General features: G+C 54.3%; 14 protein-coding genes and 1 pseudogene. 11 read left to right on the forward strand and 4 right to left on the reverse strand.

Features of this window, described 5'->3' with window-relative positions:
• Nucleotides 1-62: 62 nt before the first annotated feature.
• Nucleotides 63-1,154 (forward strand): ribosome small subunit-dependent GTPase A, encoded by a 1,092-nt coding sequence (rsgA, locus tag HYD27_RS03115; protein WP_219211401.1) that lies wholly within the window; start codon nt 63-65, stop codon nt 1,152-1,154.
• A gap of 200 nt (nt 1,155-1,354) precedes the next feature.
• Here rsgA and HYD27_RS03120 read toward each other — a convergent pair whose 3' ends face one another.
• Entirely contained in the window at nt 1,355-1,981 is a 627-nt protein-coding gene (locus tag HYD27_RS03120) for an FMN-dependent NADH-azoreductase (RefSeq protein WP_219211403.1), read from the reverse strand.
• A gap of 329 nt (nt 1,982-2,310) precedes the next feature.
• On the opposite strand from HYD27_RS03120, the gene HYD27_RS03125 reads away from it, so the two are divergent.
• On the forward strand, nt 2,311-2,451 hold the full coding sequence (locus HYD27_RS03125; RefSeq protein WP_219211405.1) for a hypothetical protein: 141 nt from the start codon (nt 2,311-2,313) through the stop codon (nt 2,449-2,451).
• A 143-nt stretch (nt 2,452-2,594) separates the two neighbouring features.
• Here the strand turns inward: HYD27_RS03125 and HYD27_RS31865 are convergent, their stop codons facing one another.
• Nucleotides 2,595-2,834 carry a hypothetical protein gene (locus HYD27_RS31865; RefSeq protein WP_228744956.1) on the reverse strand — a complete coding sequence of 80 codons (240 nt, stop codon included), beginning with the start codon at nt 2,832-2,834 and terminating at the stop codon, nt 2,595-2,597.
• Nucleotides 2,835-2,973: 139 nt separating this feature from the next.
• Between HYD27_RS31865 and HYD27_RS03130 the strand changes: the two genes are divergently transcribed.
• Nucleotides 2,974-3,645, forward strand: a complete 672-nt coding sequence (locus HYD27_RS03130; protein WP_219211407.1) for a hypothetical protein — start codon at nt 2,974-2,976, stop codon at nt 3,643-3,645.
• A 155-nt stretch (nt 3,646-3,800) separates the two neighbouring features.
• Here HYD27_RS03130 and HYD27_RS03135 read toward each other — a convergent pair.
• Nucleotides 3,801-3,938: pseudogene (locus tag HYD27_RS03135) on the reverse strand (alpha-amylase family glycosyl hydrolase); the annotation flags it as partial.
• 118 nt (nt 3,939-4,056) lie between these two features.
• On the opposite strand from HYD27_RS03135, the gene HYD27_RS03140 reads away from it, so the two are divergent.
• From HYD27_RS03140 to HYD27_RS03170, 7 genes are all read left to right on the forward strand, one after another.
• Nucleotides 4,057-5,064 (forward strand): ABC transporter substrate-binding protein, encoded by a 1,008-nt coding sequence (locus tag HYD27_RS03140; protein ID WP_219211409.1) that lies wholly within the window; start codon nt 4,057-4,059, stop codon nt 5,062-5,064.
• A 184-nt stretch (nt 5,065-5,248) separates the two neighbouring features.
• Nucleotides 5,249-6,028 (forward strand): ABC transporter ATP-binding protein, encoded by a 780-nt coding sequence (locus HYD27_RS03145; protein ID WP_219211411.1) that lies wholly within the window; start codon nt 5,249-5,251, stop codon nt 6,026-6,028.
• 20 nt (nt 6,029-6,048) lie between these two features.
• Complete coding sequence (locus HYD27_RS03150) at nt 6,049-6,861, forward strand: ABC transporter permease (protein WP_219211942.1); 813 nt, start codon at nt 6,049-6,051, stop codon at nt 6,859-6,861.
• 161 nt (nt 6,862-7,022) lie between these two features.
• On the forward strand, nt 7,023-8,018 hold the full coding sequence (locus HYD27_RS03155; RefSeq protein WP_219211412.1) for an aromatic acid exporter family protein: 996 nt from the start codon (nt 7,023-7,025) through the stop codon (nt 8,016-8,018).
• Nucleotides 8,019-8,248: 230 nt separating this feature from the next.
• Nucleotides 8,249-9,271 (forward strand): HD-GYP domain-containing protein, encoded by a 1,023-nt coding sequence (locus tag HYD27_RS03160; protein ID WP_219211415.1) that lies wholly within the window; start codon nt 8,249-8,251, stop codon nt 9,269-9,271.
• Nucleotides 9,272-9,650: 379 nt separating this feature from the next.
• Nucleotides 9,651-10,208: an outer spore coat protein CotE gene (locus HYD27_RS03165; protein ID WP_219211417.1), complete on the forward strand. Its 558-nt coding sequence runs from the start codon at nt 9,651-9,653 to the stop codon at nt 10,206-10,208.
• Nucleotides 10,209-10,366: 158 nt separating this feature from the next.
• Nucleotides 10,367-11,785, forward strand: a complete 1,419-nt coding sequence (locus HYD27_RS03170; protein WP_219211420.1) for a putative amidoligase domain-containing protein — start codon at nt 10,367-10,369, stop codon at nt 11,783-11,785.
• 78 nt (nt 11,786-11,863) lie between these two features.
• Here the strand turns inward: HYD27_RS03170 and HYD27_RS03175 are convergent, their stop codons facing one another.
• Nucleotides 11,864-12,661: a GNAT family N-acetyltransferase gene (locus tag HYD27_RS03175; protein ID WP_219211422.1), complete on the reverse strand. Its 798-nt coding sequence runs from the start codon at nt 12,659-12,661 to the stop codon at nt 11,864-11,866.
• Between the two features lie 385 nt (nt 12,662-13,046).
• Between HYD27_RS03175 and mutS the strand changes: the two genes are divergently transcribed.
• The gene (mutS, locus tag HYD27_RS03180) at nt 13,047-15,881 is read left to right on the forward strand and encodes a DNA mismatch repair protein MutS (protein ID WP_219211424.1); all 2,835 of its coding nucleotides are present in this window, start codon (nt 13,047-13,049) and stop codon (nt 15,879-15,881) included.
• Nucleotides 15,882-16,372 lie beyond the last annotated feature (491 nt).

Genomic DNA, 16,372 nt, shown 5'->3' on the forward strand with positions numbered 1-16,372 from the left:
ACGTGTTAAGCAAAGACTGACAGGTTTGGATGGGAAGATATTAAAAATTCAGGAGGCTTTAAATGACACTACAACAATATGGCTGGAATAAGAACTGGCAAAGCAAGTGGAATGAAAAGCTCACAGGGCATGAAGATAAGAATTACGTGCCGGGAAGAATCGTGGGCGACTTCGGCAGCAAGTACCGGGTAATGTCGGAAAACGGGGAGACCTGGGGCGAACTGGCAGGCAGGCTCAGGCATACCCTGGCATACTCCGGGGAATACCCGGCAATAGGCGACTGGGTAATTCTGGGCATGCAGGAGGGCGGAGCACATGCCGTGATCCATGGAGTCCTGCCCCGTCACAGTGTGATCTCGCGCAAGGTGGCGGGAAATACTCTGGAGGAGCAGATCGTTGCCTCCAACGTGGATACCTTGTTTCTGGTCAGCGCCTTAAATGATGACTTCAATGTGCGGAGGATGGAGAGGTACCTCATTATGGCTTGGAACAGCGGGGCGAATCCGGCCATTTTGTTAACCAAAGCCGATCTGTGTCCGGATGCGGAGGGGAAAATCGCTGAGATGGTGCGTGTGGCGCCCGGTGTACCCGTCCATGCGGTCAGCGCTTTGCTTGGCGATGGGCGGGACGAGCTGCTGCCGTATATTAGCCCGGGGCAGACCGTAGCTCTTACCGGCTCCTCGGGCTGCGGCAAGTCGACGATGGTCAACTGGCTGAGCGGTCAGAATCTCCAGCTTACCCGGGACGTAAGAGAGGGGGACAGCCGTGGACGGCATACCACAACACACCGGGAACTATTCCTCCTGCCGGATGGCGGGATCATCGTGGATACGCCGGGGATGCGGGAATTGCAGCTGTGGGAGGATGGAGGCGGACTTGATCTCGCCTTCGGAGATATCAGCAGGCTGGCAGCCGAATGCCGCTTCAGTGATTGCAGGCATGGGCATGAGGAAGGCTGCGCTGTACTTGAAGCAGTGGCGAGCGGTGCGCTGGAGGAGAAACGGCTGGTGAATTACCGCAAGACGCAGCGTGAGCTGCAGTACCAGAGCAGCAAGGAGGTGAAGCAAAAGCGGAAAACTGCCGCTGCGTCAACCAAGGCGGCAACTGCACGTACCCGGAATTCCGGCTGGCGCCGTGAGCTGGACGAATACTGATTGAATCAACATCAAGAGAGGGCCCCCACGCGCCATACGGCGAATGGGAGGCCCTCTCTTGCATGGTCCGCCCGAGGCTTATCAAGAAGCTGCCCGGCGGACTATATATAAATAAAAGTCCGGAAGATGCTGAAGGGGAGATGTCTGTAAAAAGTGCGGATATCTAAATAAGAACCGGACCTTTAACGCTGTCTCGTAAATTAGAACGATGCAGCAGCCGTTTTAGCCAATTGCAGGCCGTTGGCAATAATTTCAGCAGATTGCTGCGGGTTCTGGTTGTGTCCTTCGATAATTACCTGTGCAGTTTCCTTGAAGCCCCAGAAGTTGAGGTTGCCCATGATGAAGTTAACGGCCATCTCTGCACTTGCAGCTGGACCTTCGGAATAAACGCCGCCTCTGGCATTCAGCACAGCTGCTTTTTTGCCGGTAAGCAATCCTACAGGACCTTCCGCAGTGTATTTAAAAGTAGTACCTGCTTGGTTCAAGTAATCAATGTAAGTATGCAGTACAGCAGGAACGGTCATGTTCCACAGCGGGAATGCAAATACAACTTTGTCAGCGGCGAGGAATTGATCCAGATATTTCTTCACCAGAGCAGCGCCGGAAGCTTCTTCAGGGGTGGCTTCGAAGCCTTGAGCGGCCTTGTATATGCCTGTAATCAGGGTGTTGTCATAATATGGAAGGTTCTCAGCGAACAAATCCAGTTCAGTAATTGTATCCTGGGGATGGGTTTCCTTGTAGCTTGCCAGGAATTCGTTATACAGCTGGACGCTCACGGACTGATCTGCTGGACGGTTGTTTGCTTTAATAAAAAGGACATTTGACATTATGATTTCTCCTTAAGTATCTAATATTTATTAACTATACTTAATATAGCATTTAGTTATTTGTTTGTAAATATTCGTCGGATAAAATTTTTATTTTCACGACACCAAGGGTCTTTTATTTGCGCAAATACCATATCTCCAAAGGGATTGAAGCTTTTGCCGGGATGAGATCAAGATGTAGTGTTACAATGTTCGCACGCTTTATATTGCGTTTGCCGGCAGAGTTTGAGGCTTCCGGGACCCGGTTATATAGGTGTTACAAAGAGTCAGGAAATGATTTCCTCTCCGCCTGGCTGTATAAGAATCCACATTATAAAGGAGCGATTGACATGTCCATTGACCGGTTCATTATTAAAAAATTGGACAGCTGTCACGAAGAGCATACCCGGCGCAACCTAGTGAAGCTGTTCAAGCTGCGGATTCAGAAAGCGGAAAAGCAAGAGAACAGAACCCCTCATCGAATCAGCTAATGGCCCGCTGATCCCCAAAGGACAGTTGTCCCAACATATAGAGCAGAGCACCTTCCCTGAATTGAGGAATGTGCTTTTTTTCTGCGGGCATTTAAGGCAAGACATCAATTTGCCGGCAGCCCCGCAAAAAAATATCCCTCTATTTAATAGAGGGATAAAGCCAACGAATCATTTTCACTGTAACTGTGCAATATAGCTTCAGAGCCTTTAATTTCGATACTGATCAGAGAATTCAAGCATTTCTGCAGGGCACTTTTACCCTTTTGAATTTTGAGCTCCAGTGTGCTGTTGAGCAATCGAAGTACTTTTTGAGTGGGCTGTTTGGTTTCTGTAGTGAAGTACACAGGTACAAGCTTGTTCTGAAATGTGATGAGCATTCTCATTTGAAATCACCTCGCTACAAGTATTTCATGATATTGATCATACCCTTACTTTCTTAATTTTACCTTAAAATTAGCTTATGATAACATAAAGATTACAAGTTTTATAGCTTGAAGCCTTTTCCGGGAAGGAAACATTGATGTGGATAATAACAATGATAAGTTATATTTAGCGCATTTTCTGTTCCCTGAAGCATCGGGTGCCAAGGAAGTAAAGGATGTGCTGCAAAAGGGGGCCGAAGCAGAACGGATATGCCGGCTGAAGTTTAGCGAAGGGGAATACGTTCAGGATCTGTGCCTGCAGGTTCACAAGCAAAAAACCCTGGTAACCGGCTTAAAAGAAACAGAAGCCTTCAGCTATGAGCTGAAGACACCGGAAGAGATAAGGCGCGCCTGCTATTATTTGCTGAACTGCTTTCAGCTTGCACACAGCGTGCCTCCGGAGGTTCCTGCGCTGCTGATGTCAAGAAGCAAATATGAGGAGCTCCTGAGGAAATCGGGCTCCTATACTTTGTGTTTTTTGTCTGAATGCCTGACTGCGGAGACAGGAGATGAAGAGTTTTCACCACTTCTGGCCAAAGCAATGAAAAACCCCACAGCAGGAGGAGAGCTTAGACTATGCTCGCGGCATAATGAAGCATGGTCCTTTCAGCAGGCCTCATACATGGAGGATCACTCCGGCGGCTGGCTGGTGCGGGTCAGCTGCAGGGCTTCGGAAGACTGGATGGTTGCCGTGCCGCTGACCAGGCTGCAGCTTTGCTCCTCATTTTATAAATGGATGATGCAGCCGTCTGAGGTGTCTAATCCAGAATGACCGTTGAATAAGGCGGAAGCGTGAGGGTGCCCTGATTCAGAGACGCATTGCCCGGAATGCTCTTCAGAACCTGCGATTAAAGGTGGCTGCCGCTTCCTGGCTGTAAGGTAATGGCACTGCTGTGCCTGTCAGGTTGTGGGCCACCAGAATCTTCCGGCCGTCCAGCGCATGGGTCTACGGATGCCTTCGTCCGGCTTGACGCCAAGCATTCCAATCTCCCCACCATAATAAATAAAGGGATTTCCGGGCAGGGTCAGCAGCATTGACGCGGCCATTTTTGCATGCTGCGGATTGTCCTTAAAAAACCATAAATATCGTGCAAACGATGCACTTCATGTCAGTTAACCATTCTTTGGGCAGACGCATATGCTTTAAGCAAGGGCGAAGACCCGGGAGAAAGGGGAATGAAGGATGAATACCAGGAAAAAAATCTCACTGTCGCTCATGATCATCACTTTATGCTTTTCTGTGCTTGCCGGCTGTGGCGGAGATTCGGCTGCGGTGAAAGTGAAGATCGGTGAAGTCACCCGCTCGGTCTTTTATGCGCCTGAATATGTGGCCCTGTCACAGAATTTCTTCAAGGACGAAGGGCTGGAGGTGGAGCTGCAGACGATTCCGGGCGGTGACAAAACAATGACGGCTCTGCTCTCCGGAGCTATCGATGTGGCGCTTGTCGGATCGGAAACATCAATTTACGTGTACCAGCAGGGAGCCGATGATCCGGTGATCAATTTCGCCCAGCTGACTCAGCGGGACGGTACGTTCCTGTTCGCCCGCGAAGCGGATGCGGATTTCAAGTGGGACAAATTGAAGGCAAGCACTTTCCTCGGACAAAGAAAGGGCGGAATGCCGCAAATGGCCGGCGCATTTACCCTGCTGCAGAAAGGGATTGATGCGGATAAGGATCTTACCCTGATCCAGAATATTGACTTTGCCAATATTGCGGGGGCTTTTGCCTCGGGTACCGGGGATTATGTGCAGCTCTTTGAGCCTACGGCCTCCATTTTTGAACGCGAGAACCGCGGTGCGGTGGTGGCGTCTTTTGGAGTGGAAAGCGGCTATCTGCCCTACACGGTCTTCATGTCCAAACAAAGCTATATCAGCAAAAGCGGGGATACGGTGCAGAAATTCACCAATGCAGTCCAGCGCGCCCAGCTTTGGGTGAGGGAGCATAGCCCCGAGGAGATTGCCGATGCGATCCTGCCTTATTTCGAGAATACCGACCGGGACATTGTAGTCTCATCTGTCAAGCGCTACAAGGAGCAGGACACCTACGCAGCTAATCCGATCATAGACGATAAAGAGTGGAACAATCTGCTGGATGTCATGGACAATGCCGGCGAATTGAAGGAGCGCGTTCCGGCAGCCAGGATCGTCAACAACAGCTTTGCCGAAAAAGCCGAAGCCGGCGTGAAATGAGCGGATATCCGCGAGCGAAGCGGAGGCTTACAAAACTTAAAGCGTATGCTTCCGAAGCGAGTTTTATTGCGAAGAGATATCGTGGAGTGAGGCTCCATAAAACTTAAGCGTATGCTTCCGAAGCGAGTTTTGCACGAAGAAAATCACAGAAGCGGAGGCTTACAAAACTTTTAGGAGGGGCGATATGCTTCCCATTGTGCAGTTAAAGGAAGTGACGCATGCCTATCTGGGAGACCGCGAGGCGTCGCTTGCCATCGAAAACTTCAGCCTTAACGTGGAAGCGGGCGAGTTCGTCAGTCTGGTCGGTCCCAGCGGCTGCGGTAAAACGACGCTCCTGTCGATCATCGCGGGCCTGCTGCAGCCTTCACGCGGAGAGGTGTCCGTGAACGGACACGAGATCAGCGGCCCATCTCCTGAGGTGGGCTATATGCTGCAGCAGGATTATCTTTTTCCGTGGCGGACGATTCTCGATAATGCCCTGCTGGGGCTGGAGCTGACCGGCAGCCTGAATGAAGGCACGCGCAAGAAAACAGTGGAGCTGCTGGAGGAAATGGGGCTTGCCGGCAAAGAGCAGGCGTACCCGGCCCAATTGTCCGGAGGCATGCGCCAGCGGGTGGCGCTGGTGCGGACGCTGGCTACGGACCCGGGCCTGCTGCTGCTGGATGAGCCCTTCTCTGCGCTGGACTACCAGATCAAGCTTCAGCTTGAGGATTTGGTGTCGGAAACACTGCGCAGCCGCGGCACTACAGCCATTCTTGTTACGCATGATCTGTCCGAGGCCATTGCGGTCAGCAGCCGGGTGATCCTGCTGCAGCCGAATCCCGGGAAGATCCGCAAAATTTTTACCGTGCCCGATGTGATCCGGCGCACGCCCCCGCTGTATGCGCGGGACCTGCCGGGTTTCGCGGAGCTTTTTCATGAAGTGTGGAAGGAAATGGAGCTGGCAGGGAGGGATGGCTTGTGAAATCGGTAGAGCAAATTGAAATGGCAGCCTCCCGTGCAGTTTGGCTGGAGGAAAAGCATGGAGAGTACCAGAAGAAAAAACGGCACTGGCGCAGCCGGGTAACGGCGGTACGCGGCAGCCTGCTGGTGCTGTTCTTTGCTCTATGGGAAGCGGGAGTCCGGCTCGGCTGGATCGATGAGCTGCTGTTCAGCTATCCAAGCAAGGTCTTCCGGCAGATTTGGGGGGATATGGCCAGCGGCAGTTTGTGGCCTCATCTGGGCGTGACGGTCGGGGAAACGGTTGTCGGCTTCGTCCTGGGGACACTGCTGGGCACGCTGCTCGCCGTCATCATCTGGTGGTCGCCTTTTTTATCTGCTGTGCTTGATCCGTACATGGTGGTCTTTAACAGCATGCCGAAGGTGGCGCTGGGGCCGATTTTTATTGTGATGTTCGGTGCGGGCTTTACGGCGATTGTGGTTACGACACTGTCGATCACAGTGATTATTACAACGCTTGTGGTGTATAACAGCTTCTGCAGCGTAGATCCGAATCTGGTGAAGGTGGCAAGGTCGTTTGGAGCCACGCGGGTGCAGGAATTCAACAAGGTGATTCTGCCGTCGTCTTTTCCGGCAGTTGTCTCTACGCTGAAGGTAAATGTCGGTATGTCCTGGGTGGGGGTGATTGTCGGCGAGTTTTTGGTGGCCAAAACCGGCCTCGGGTATCTGATTATTTACGGCTTTCAGGTGTTCAATTTCACGCTTGTGATGTCCAGTCTGCTGATTATTGCCGCAGTGGCTACAGCCATGTATCAACTGGTGGTGTATGCCGAGAAGCTGCTGTTGTCGCGGCGGTGAAAAAGATGTCATATTGTGCAGCTCCGCAAAATCTTGTACCATGTCTATATCTTTACCTGAAATCTTTAGCCCGAATTTTAAGCCTGCGCTTCCGGGTGCGTTTCGAATGAGCCCCAAACGGAAAACGCTTGACTTACAAGCCTGCAAGGAGAGGTATTAACATGGGATTTCGAATTATCAAAACAGCGGCTGCGACACTGCTGTCCATTCTGCTGGCAGCCGCAGTGGGCATTCCCAATGCGCAAAGTGCGGGCCTGCTCGCAATTCTGGGTGTGGAAACCACACGCAAAAGGAGTCTCCGCACGATTACGGCGCGTTTCCTCGCATCGCTTGTGGGGCTCTTTTTTGGCTGTATTTTGTTTTTCTTCCTCGGGTTCCATTATTGGGTGCTGGGTCTGTACGTGCTGATCGGCTTCCCCATGATTGTGAAATCCGGCTACAAGGAGGGGATTGTCACCAGCTCTGTTATTGTATTCCGTGTTTTTGGACAAGCCGAGCTGTCGGTGCATGTTCTGCTGCAGCAGATTGAGCTGCTGTTCATCGGCCTCGGGTCGGCCGGACTGGTGAATCTGATCTATATGCCGCAGACCGGCGGCGTCATTGCTGCAATCCGCAAGGAGGTGGACGGCTATTTTTCGGTAATTTTTACGCAAATGGCGCACACGCTGCGTGATCCCGGATATATTTGGGACGGCAAAGAACTGATTGGTGCCAATCAGGCGGTGCAGCGGGGGCTTACGGCGGCTTCGAGGGAAATGGAGAACCATGTGATTCATCCGGATGAAGCCTGGAATGTCTATTTTTATATGCGCAAGGAACAGCTGGAATCCATCCAGAACATGATGCAGCTGCTCTCGCAGGTCTACCGCCAGCTGCCGCACGGGGACATGGTTGCGGATTTGTTCGACCAGCTGAGCAACGATGTACTTGCTGAAGAATATACGGGCCGGACGGAAAAGCTGCTGGATGAACTGGAGCAGGAATTTCAGGGAATGGAGCTGCCGGAGACCCGTGAAGAATTCGAGGTCCGTTCCGCCATTCTGCAATTATGCCGCGAGCTGTCACTGTATCTCAATATCGCCAAAAGGTATAAAATGCCGGTCGATATCATCCCTGTGAAACAGCCGATGCCGGCAAAAGGAAACTCTTCAAGCTAGAAAGAAAGGGTTGGGCGATATAAAAAGTAAGATTTTAGGTATTCACATTTTCGTGTGAAATAACGATAAGAGATATATGAACAAAAAGTGAGTGTTTAGTTTGCGCTGCATTCATTTAGCGTTCAGGAAACCTGGGTATCCTAAATTATCATAATGAATGGGGCGGCGTATATTCCAAATTACAGCAGCTAATTCACAAAGTGTGAATTCTGCACTGGCAGGTGAGGAAGATGAATAACAGCAACGAACAATATATCGGCAAACAGCTTACAGACAACCTCTTTAATCACAACGGTGTGTTTGTGCTGCCCGCAATGACGCTGCTCAGCTCGGAGCATATCCGGTTAATTACCCAGCATCGGATTATTCTCCAGCCTCATGACGTGATCCAGCTGGACAGTGCGGCTTTCTATCAACTGGCCGTGGATGAATGTACAGAGGCGATGGAGACTATATTTGAGCAGTTCCGCTATACCAAGAGCAAAAGGCTGCCCATGCTTGAGCTCAAGAATGAAGTCATTCCTTTTATCCAGCAGGTCAGCGAGAAGAATGATTTCTTCGGCATTTTGGCTGCGCTGCAGTCTAAAGATGATTATACATACAGGCATAATGTTGCTGTAGGCATACTGTCAACGCTTCTGGGCAAGTGGCTTAAGCTGGACGCGGAGGAGCTTGGGATGCTGACGATTGCCGCAACCCTTCATGACATCGGCAAAATCTTGATTCCGGCCGAGATTCTGACCAAGCCGGCTCCCCTGACGGACGAGGAGTTCGACATTATGAAGAAGCATACCACGCTCGGCTATGAAATGATCCGGGATACGGCAGGCACCACACATATGCAGGCACTGGTCGCCCTCCAGCATCACGAAAGAATGGACGGAAGCGGCTATCCGTTCGGGGTGCTGGGACACCGCATTACCGACTTCAGCAAAATCGTAGCCGTTGCGGATATTTTTCATGCGATGACCTCCGACCGCTTCTATCGTTCGGCTGCACCGCTCTACGAGGTTCTTACACAGATGGAGGACAGCTCATTCGGCAAGCTTGATCCCTATATTTGCAGCGTATTTATCAATAAGCTGATGCAGTCGATGATAGGCAACGATGTGCTGCTTACGGACGGGCGGACCGGCAAAATCATTATGATTCTGGCGCATGACCCGCTTCGTCCGCTGGTAAATATCGGCGAGGATTTCATTGATCTCAGCAAGAACAGAAGCCTGGGAATTGTACGTGTGATACCGCAATAGCTTGAATGACAATGCCCCCGCAGAGCATCTGCGGGGGTTTTTATGCAAATATTACGCCGGAATTTATATGCTTGGCACACTAAATGATCCTTCTATTACCCGCTGAAACACTCCGTCCCTTAGAAGGACGGCGAAGCCGTTTCCAATTGGGATATAAGACATATGTAAGCTTCGCCAGCTTGGACAAGCCGTTATTTTCTTGTGATGCGATTTAGCCGATGTACTCATATCCGGGCGAATTTCACAATAAAATGTACTATGACTCTTGTTAGAAAGCCCTTGGAGGGCTTACTCAAATTTATTTCTACTCTAACAATCAACAAATGCCCAGAACGTGCATACACTTGATAGTGAATGATTGTATGGAGGAGGTTCAAAGATGTCATTAAGCCATAAACGTCAAACAAGGGAGATCATTACGAAGGCAATTTGCGGCAAAGGTCGTAAGTTCTCTACAGCAACCCATACCGTGACTCCGCCACACCATCCGACGAGTATTCTGGGGGCTTGGATTATCAACCACCAGTACGAAGCGGTAGCCGCCGGGAACGGAATCGAAGTAATTGGTACTTACGATGTGAACATCTGGTACTCGTACGACAAAAACAAGCAGACCGAGGTAGCCAAGGAAACGGTCTCCTACGTGGAGCTTATTCCGCTGTCGTATCTGGATCCGAGACACCGCGCTTCCACGGTTGAGGTCTCTGCGGAGGCAACGCAGGAACCGAACTGTGTGGAAGCGGGCGTCTCTCCGGGCGGCGGCAGTGTGACGCTCCGCGTAGAACGGGAATTCGAGGCGGAGCTGGTGGCCGAGACCAAGGTCCGCGTGTATGTCAGCGATCAAAGCGACGATCCGGAAGACAAGGATTATGATTTTGATGGCGAAAGCTTCGATTACGATGATCTGGACCCTGACGCCCTGGACGATGAGCTGTAAGGAAGAGAATCGCCGCCGCCAACTGGATACCGGTGGGTTATAATCCATTATATGTAGTGGGGGCGGCGGCGAAGAGGGCGAATGCCCTCCTTTTTTATTTTATTTTATTTTATCGGTCTGCAGCGGCGTGCGGCAATCGGGCGGAAAGAGGCGGAGTTATGAATGAGGGGCTTCATACATACAGGCAATTATCGGCTGTCCAGCAGGAAGCCAGGCTGCGGCGCAGCGGGCTTGCGGCAGCGCTGGCACCGGCCGGCAGCTCTGATAGAGTTACATATGAAAGGGCTTCGGCTATCCGGCATTACAGCCAATATTATCGTGTCCGTATATTTAATCTGGCGGTGCTGGAGGTTCTGCCGCTGGGAGCTGGCGCAGCGATGCTGCCCGTTTCTTTGCCTCCAGCCCGCGCTGAGGGTGCGGACCGGAGAAGCGGAGCTGCTGGGGGAAATGGCTTGGAAGGCACAGGCGCAGGCATACGCGCTGAACCATGGGTGCGGAGCCAATCCGGAGAGCCTGAGGGGGAGGAGGAGGCCGCCGGAACCATCACGTATCCGGCCGAGGCATATCCCGGCGGCCGGGGGGCTGCAGGGATAATCCGGAACACTGCGGTGCGGGCGCTGTACAGTCTCGGTCTGGACAGCGGCGAGGTGCTGCTGAAGGCCATGGGGGGCCGCCGCTACAGGGTGGAGGAGGTCACTCCGCTTCCGCCAGCCTCCGGCGAGGCGCTGCCGGAGCCTTACCGCGCGGCCTCGCTGGCGCTGGCCCGCTCCCTGGCCCGGGAGCAGCCCGGCCGTCCCGGCCTGCTCCTGGGCATGGACCCGGAGTTCCTCCTGCTCCGGGAATCCACGGGCCGCGTCGTGCCGGCGTCGCGGTACCTGCCCACGGACGGCGTCGCCGGCTGCGACGCCGGGCCTCCGGGAACGCGCGGCGCGTTCCCGGTCGCCGAGCTGCGCCCTGCGCCGCGCGGGGAACCGCGCGCGCTGCTGGCGCAGCTGATGTCCGCCGCGCGCGAGGCGGACCGGCTCGTCACCGACCGCTCGCTGCGCTGGCGGGCGGGAGGCATGCCGCTGGCGGGCTGGGCCCTCGGCGGCCATCTGCACTTCAGCGGCGCGGTGCTGAGCGCGCCGCTCCTGCGCGCGCTCGACAACTACCTCGCGCTGCCGCTGCTGCTGCTGGAGGACGCCCGTGCGGCGGCACGGCGTCCGAGGTACGGGGTGCTCGGCGATTTCCGGCTTCAGCCGCACGGCGGCTTCGAATACCGGACCCTGCCGAGCTTCCTGGTGTCCCCGGTCATCGCCAAGGGAGCGGTCTTCCTGGCTCACCTGATTGTGAGCCGCTATGAAGACCTGACGCTGCGCCCGCTGGACCGGGAAGACCTGCATGCCGCCTACTACAGCGGCGGCAAGCCCCCGCTGCGCGCCGCGTTCCCGCCGCTTGCGGCGCAGCTTCGCGCCCTGCCCGGCTATGAGCAGGCCTCGCGCTATATAGAGCCGCTGTTCAGCTGCATTGCCGCTGAACAGACCTGGGATGAATCGCGCGACATCCGCGGGCTGTGGTGCGGCAAAAGGCAACGGTGAACGCTGCGTTAGGCACGCACCGCCTGCCGCTTAAATGTCTGGCCGGTCCTGTACTCCAGCCCCGGAGCTTACGGACAATCACATGTAGAGCATCGACCAGCAGCCGATATCCTGATATCCGAGCTTCCGGTAGATCAGGCCGGCCTGCGGATTGTCGTAGAACAGGCATAGGCTTTTGCCTTCCGCCAGCATATCGGCGCTTAGACGGGCGGCCACCCGGCCCGCCAGTCCCTGCCCCCTGTAAGCGGGATGTGTGGCTACGGCGATTATCATCGCCGACATTGAATTTTCCGCCGCTGTGGAGGCAGTGGAGATGACTTGGCCATTATGCTCCATATAATAGGTCCGTCCGGTGCCCGTCTCCAGCGTTTTTCGCAGGCTTTTGCGCGAAGCGTCCGCGCTGCTTGAGAATTCCGCAATTTGGTCGGTGAGCGAGCAGATGTCATCCACGTCCGCTGGCGTTGCTTTTTTTATGGCTTGCGCGGATGCTGCGGCTGAGAGCAGAGTGTCATTCGGCTCCCGCAGCTCTGCAAAATGCATATGCTTCTCTGTGCGGACGTTTAGATGCCGGGCCACAGCCTTCACCGCTTCCGCGGAGCCCGACACCGTTTCGAAGCCCCGGCTTGCCTTCATCAGCCCGGCAAATCCGGCCGCATCAAATGGACCGTCGGCATAAGGCAGGAAGCTCCCGTAAAACCGCAGTAAAACAGCTTTTAACCGGCCATCCCTCCCGCAAATCTCTCCCCAGAGCTCCATGAAGTCCTGTTCAAACCCAAAGTTCTCCACATCTCCGATAATATACAAATTCAATGCCGGGTCCTTGCGCAGCAGCGCCATCAGCGGCTCGCGGTCGGCCTCGCCCAGTTTGCGGATCATTCGGCCACTCCCCCTTGCTCTCTCAGTTTTCTAAAAGAGTGGTGATTTTGTCGCGGCCTACGGCCGGGTAGGGGTTTCTACCCGCTGTTTGGGCTCCCTATCGGCTCTCCGGACACTTTTTCACCACGCTTCTATTGTGTACACCAAATTATAATTTGCAGGCGTACCGGTGATTTTACTCCATTTGGACTTAAAAGCCTATAACTTCATTCCTTGCCAAGCAGCTATTCCCCATGTTTACCTCAGATTCACCGGTTGGAAGGACAATAAGGGATTCCGGCTGCGCAGCAGAGGCGCATGATGTAAAGTGCACGCACGGGGTGACCTTGCCGGGCAAGTTTCTGCTATAATAGAGAACAGTATGAAGTAGGCATGGAGGTTGACGATGGCAAATTATACGCCGATGATACAGCAATATTTAAAAGTGAAGGAGGGAGCAAAGGACGCATTCCTTTTCTTCCGTCTGGGCGATTTCTATGAAATGTTCTTTGAGGATGCGATCCTGGCCTCCAAGGAGCTTGAGATTACATTAACGGGCCGCGAGGGCGGAGGCGACGAGCGCATTCCCATGTGCGGAGTGCCTTACCATGCCGCAGAAGGATACATACAGCGCCTGATTGAGAAGGGCTACAAGGTCGCCATCTGCGAACAGCTGGATGATCCGGCCGTTACGAAAGGCATGGTCCGGCGCGACATTGTCCGCGTAGTGACTCCGGGCACGGTGATGGACGGCAAAATCATCTCCGACAAAAACAACAATTACCTCGTTTGCGTGACCGAGGAGGACGGGATGATGGCGCTCGCTGCCTGCGATTTGACCACGGGCGAGCTGTACGTTACTTCCGTGCTCTCGGGTGCCGAATGGCTGCGCGATGAGATAGGCATCTATGAGCCGGCCGAGATTATCGGGGATGCGGCGCTGCTGGACATGCTGCGGAGCGAGGCCCCGCTGCTCGCGAAGCCGGTCGTCTACACACCGTGGGAGAAACGCGAAGAGGAAATGGCCCGCCGCCAGTTCGGCGAGGCGGCTTGGGTGCGTCTGGAGAAGGAGCGCGGCCGGTGCCTGGCGCTGCTGATTTCCTATCTGAGCGAAACCCAGCGGCGCTCCCTCGGCCAGCTGAGCCAGATTTCGCCGTATGAGCCGGGCAACTATATGATCCTTGATCCGTTCACCCGGCGCAATCTGGAGCTGACCGAAACCGTGCGTGAGCGCTCCAAAAAAGGCTCGCTGCTCTGGCTGCTCGACCGCACCGAAACCTCGATGGGCGGCCGTCTGCTGCGCCGCAGAATCGACAAGCCGCTGCTGCAGCGCGCGCCGATTGAACGGCGGCTGGAGGCTGTCGATTATTTGTACAACCAGTTCATTGTGCGCGAGGATCTGCGCGGGGCACTGAAGGAAATTTACGATCTGGAGCGGCTGGTTGGACGGATTGCCTTCGGCAGCGCCAACGGACGGGACATGAATGCGCTGAAGCTGTCGCTGGCGCAGATTCCAGCACTGAAGGAAATGTGTCTGGCTTCCGGTTCGGCCACTCTCCGCGAGATTGGTGCCGCCATGGATGAATGCGCGGAGCTGCGCGAGGATATCGACCGGGCGATTGTTGAAGAGGCTCCGGTATCGGTGCGTGACGGAGGAATTATCCGGACAGGCTACCATGAGCGTCTGGATGAGCTGCGGGAGGCCAGCAGCAGCGGCAAACGCTGGATTGCGGAGCTGGAGGCGAAGGAACGCCGGGCGACAGGCATCAAATCCCTGAAGATCGGCTATAACAAAATCTTTGGCTATTATATTGAAATTACCCGTTCCAATCTTTCTTCCCTGCCGGAAGGACGCTATGAGCGCAAGCAGACGCTGGCGAACGCCGAGCGCTTCGTTACACCGGAGCTGAAGGAGAAGGAGGCTCTGATCCTGGAAGCCCAGGACAAGATGACCGATCTGGAGTACAGCCTGTTCATAGAGCTGCGCGACCGGATCAGCGCACAGATTCCCCGCCTCCAGGCGCTTGCCGAAAAAGTGGCGGAAATCGATGTGTACCAGTGTCTCGCGGCGGTCAGCGCCGAGCACCGTTTTGTGAAGCCGAAGCTGTCCGACGGCTATGATCTGCGGCTGGAGGGCGGACGCCACCCGGTTGTGGAGGCGGTGCTGAAGGACGCGGCCTTTATTGCCAACGGCAGCACGCTCAGTAAGGAGGAAGGCAATATTCTCCTGATTACCGGGCCCAACATGGCGGGAAAAAGCACCTATATGCGCCAGGTCGCCCTGATCTGCATCCTGGCCCAGATCGGCTGCTTCGTACCGGCCGGCAGCGCGGAGGTGCCGCTAATTGACCGCATCTTTACGCGGATCGGTGCGGCGGATGACCTTATCGGCGGACAGAGCACCTTCATGGTGGAAATGGCCGATATCCAGGTCATGACCGAAAAAGCCACAGCCCGCAGCCTGATCATCATCGACGAGCTTGGACGGGGCACCTCAACGAGCGAAGGAATGGCGATCGCACAGGCGGTGATCGAATATGTGCATGACACCATCGCCTGCAAAGCCCTGGTTTCGACGCATTTTCATGAGCTGGCCCATCTGGAGCAGAGCCTCGCGGGGCTGCGCAACTATTCGATGGCCGTTCAGGAAAGCGGCGACAAAGTAAACTTCCTGCGGAAGCTTGTCCCCGGGGCGGCAGACAGCAGCTACGGGATTTATTGCGCCCGGCTGGCAGGCCTGCCGGAAGGCATTATTGACCGCGCCTACGGGCTGCTGCAGAGCATTGAACAGGCGGCTCCTCCAGGCGCGGTTTCACTGAACTATGGCTCAGGCTATAATGAACATGCAGGGCAAGGCATCCAGGAGAGCCAGGCATTGCCTTTGCAGCCTGATGCGCCGGGAGGCCCGGGGGTTGCGGACGAAGCGGGTTCTTCTCCGGGCAGCGGCGGGACGGCTTCAGGCCGGACAGCCGCTGCTGTAGTTGGAGCAGCTCAGCTTGAAGCGGCAGCCGCGCTGGCTTCTTCCGCATTGGAAGAGGAGAATGAGGTTGTGCAGCTCTCCATCTTTGGGGAGGAAGAGCCGCGCAAGAGCCGCAAAGGCGGGACGGCGGCGCCAGTCAAAGACAACCCTGTGCTCAAGGAGCTGATTTCCGCCGTTCAGGGCGCAGATCTGATGAACATGACACCGCTGCAGGCAATGGGCCTGCTCAACGAGCTGAAGCAGAAGGCCAAGGAGCTTTAGCGGCTTGGCCAGGGAGTTTCAGCAGTTGGCCAAGCCGCTAGCCGCCGGTCAAGGAGTTTCAGCATTGGCGAATATTTTTACTGGCGCATTCAGATTCGTGTCCAGGTTTTTAGCTGTTTTTTATGCAACTAAAAGGTCCTGCTCGTACTCCGAAATGGATCTCATTGCATCCTACACTCATAATAAACAACAATTTTTTGTGAATCAGCGTTTTCGTTGTTTGAATCTCTACTAAATACATCTATAATAGCTTTGAATATAGAGCTAAAAAAGCTTTTTAACTTCAATGAATTCTCCCCGCAGCAAGCTGAGGGGGAATTAAACCCGTAGCGATTAAATACAGTAAACAGTAAATATATTAAATACAAATATCTGGTATCATATACTGACAGCACCCAGTAGCAGTGTTCAGTAAGCAGTAGAAGTAGCAGTAGCAGTAAGCAGTAGCAGTGGGCAGTAAGCAGTAGTGGTGGGCAGTAAGCGGTAGCAGT

Source organism: Paenibacillus sp. S150 (genome assembly GCF_019352175.1).
Taxonomy (GTDB): Bacteria; Bacillota; Bacilli; order Paenibacillales; family Paenibacillaceae; genus Paenibacillus_AQ.

Bases quoted from the DNA above. Each gene is read 5' to 3' on its own strand.
- rsgA (WP_219211401.1), top strand. From the start codon at position 63: ATGACACTACAACAATATGGCTGGAATAAGAACTGGCAAAGCAAGTGG.
- HYD27_RS03120 (WP_219211403.1), bottom strand. From the start codon at position 1,981: ATGTCAAATGTCCTTTTTATTAAAGCAAACAACCGTCCAGCAGATCAG.
- HYD27_RS03125 (WP_219211405.1), top strand. From the start codon at position 2,311: ATGTCCATTGACCGGTTCATTATTAAAAAATTGGACAGCTGTCACGAA.
- HYD27_RS31865 (WP_228744956.1), bottom strand. From the start codon at position 2,834: ATGAGAATGCTCATCACATTTCAGAACAAGCTTGTACCTGTGTACTTC.
- HYD27_RS03140 (WP_219211409.1), top strand. From the start codon at position 4,057: ATGAATACCAGGAAAAAAATCTCACTGTCGCTCATGATCATCACTTTA.
- HYD27_RS03145 (WP_219211411.1), top strand. From the start codon at position 5,249: ATGCTTCCCATTGTGCAGTTAAAGGAAGTGACGCATGCCTATCTGGGA.
- HYD27_RS03150 (WP_219211942.1), top strand. From the start codon at position 6,049: ATGGCAGCCTCCCGTGCAGTTTGGCTGGAGGAAAAGCATGGAGAGTAC.
- HYD27_RS03155 (WP_219211412.1), top strand. From the start codon at position 7,023: ATGGGATTTCGAATTATCAAAACAGCGGCTGCGACACTGCTGTCCATT.
- HYD27_RS03160 (WP_219211415.1), top strand. From the start codon at position 8,249: ATGAATAACAGCAACGAACAATATATCGGCAAACAGCTTACAGACAAC.
- HYD27_RS03165 (WP_219211417.1), top strand. From the start codon at position 9,651: ATGTCATTAAGCCATAAACGTCAAACAAGGGAGATCATTACGAAGGCA.
- HYD27_RS03170 (WP_219211420.1), top strand. From the start codon at position 10,367: ATGAATGAGGGGCTTCATACATACAGGCAATTATCGGCTGTCCAGCAG.
- HYD27_RS03175 (WP_219211422.1), bottom strand. From the start codon at position 12,661: ATGATCCGCAAACTGGGCGAGGCCGACCGCGAGCCGCTGATGGCGCTG.
- mutS (WP_219211424.1), top strand. From the start codon at position 13,047: ATGGCAAATTATACGCCGATGATACAGCAATATTTAAAAGTGAAGGAG.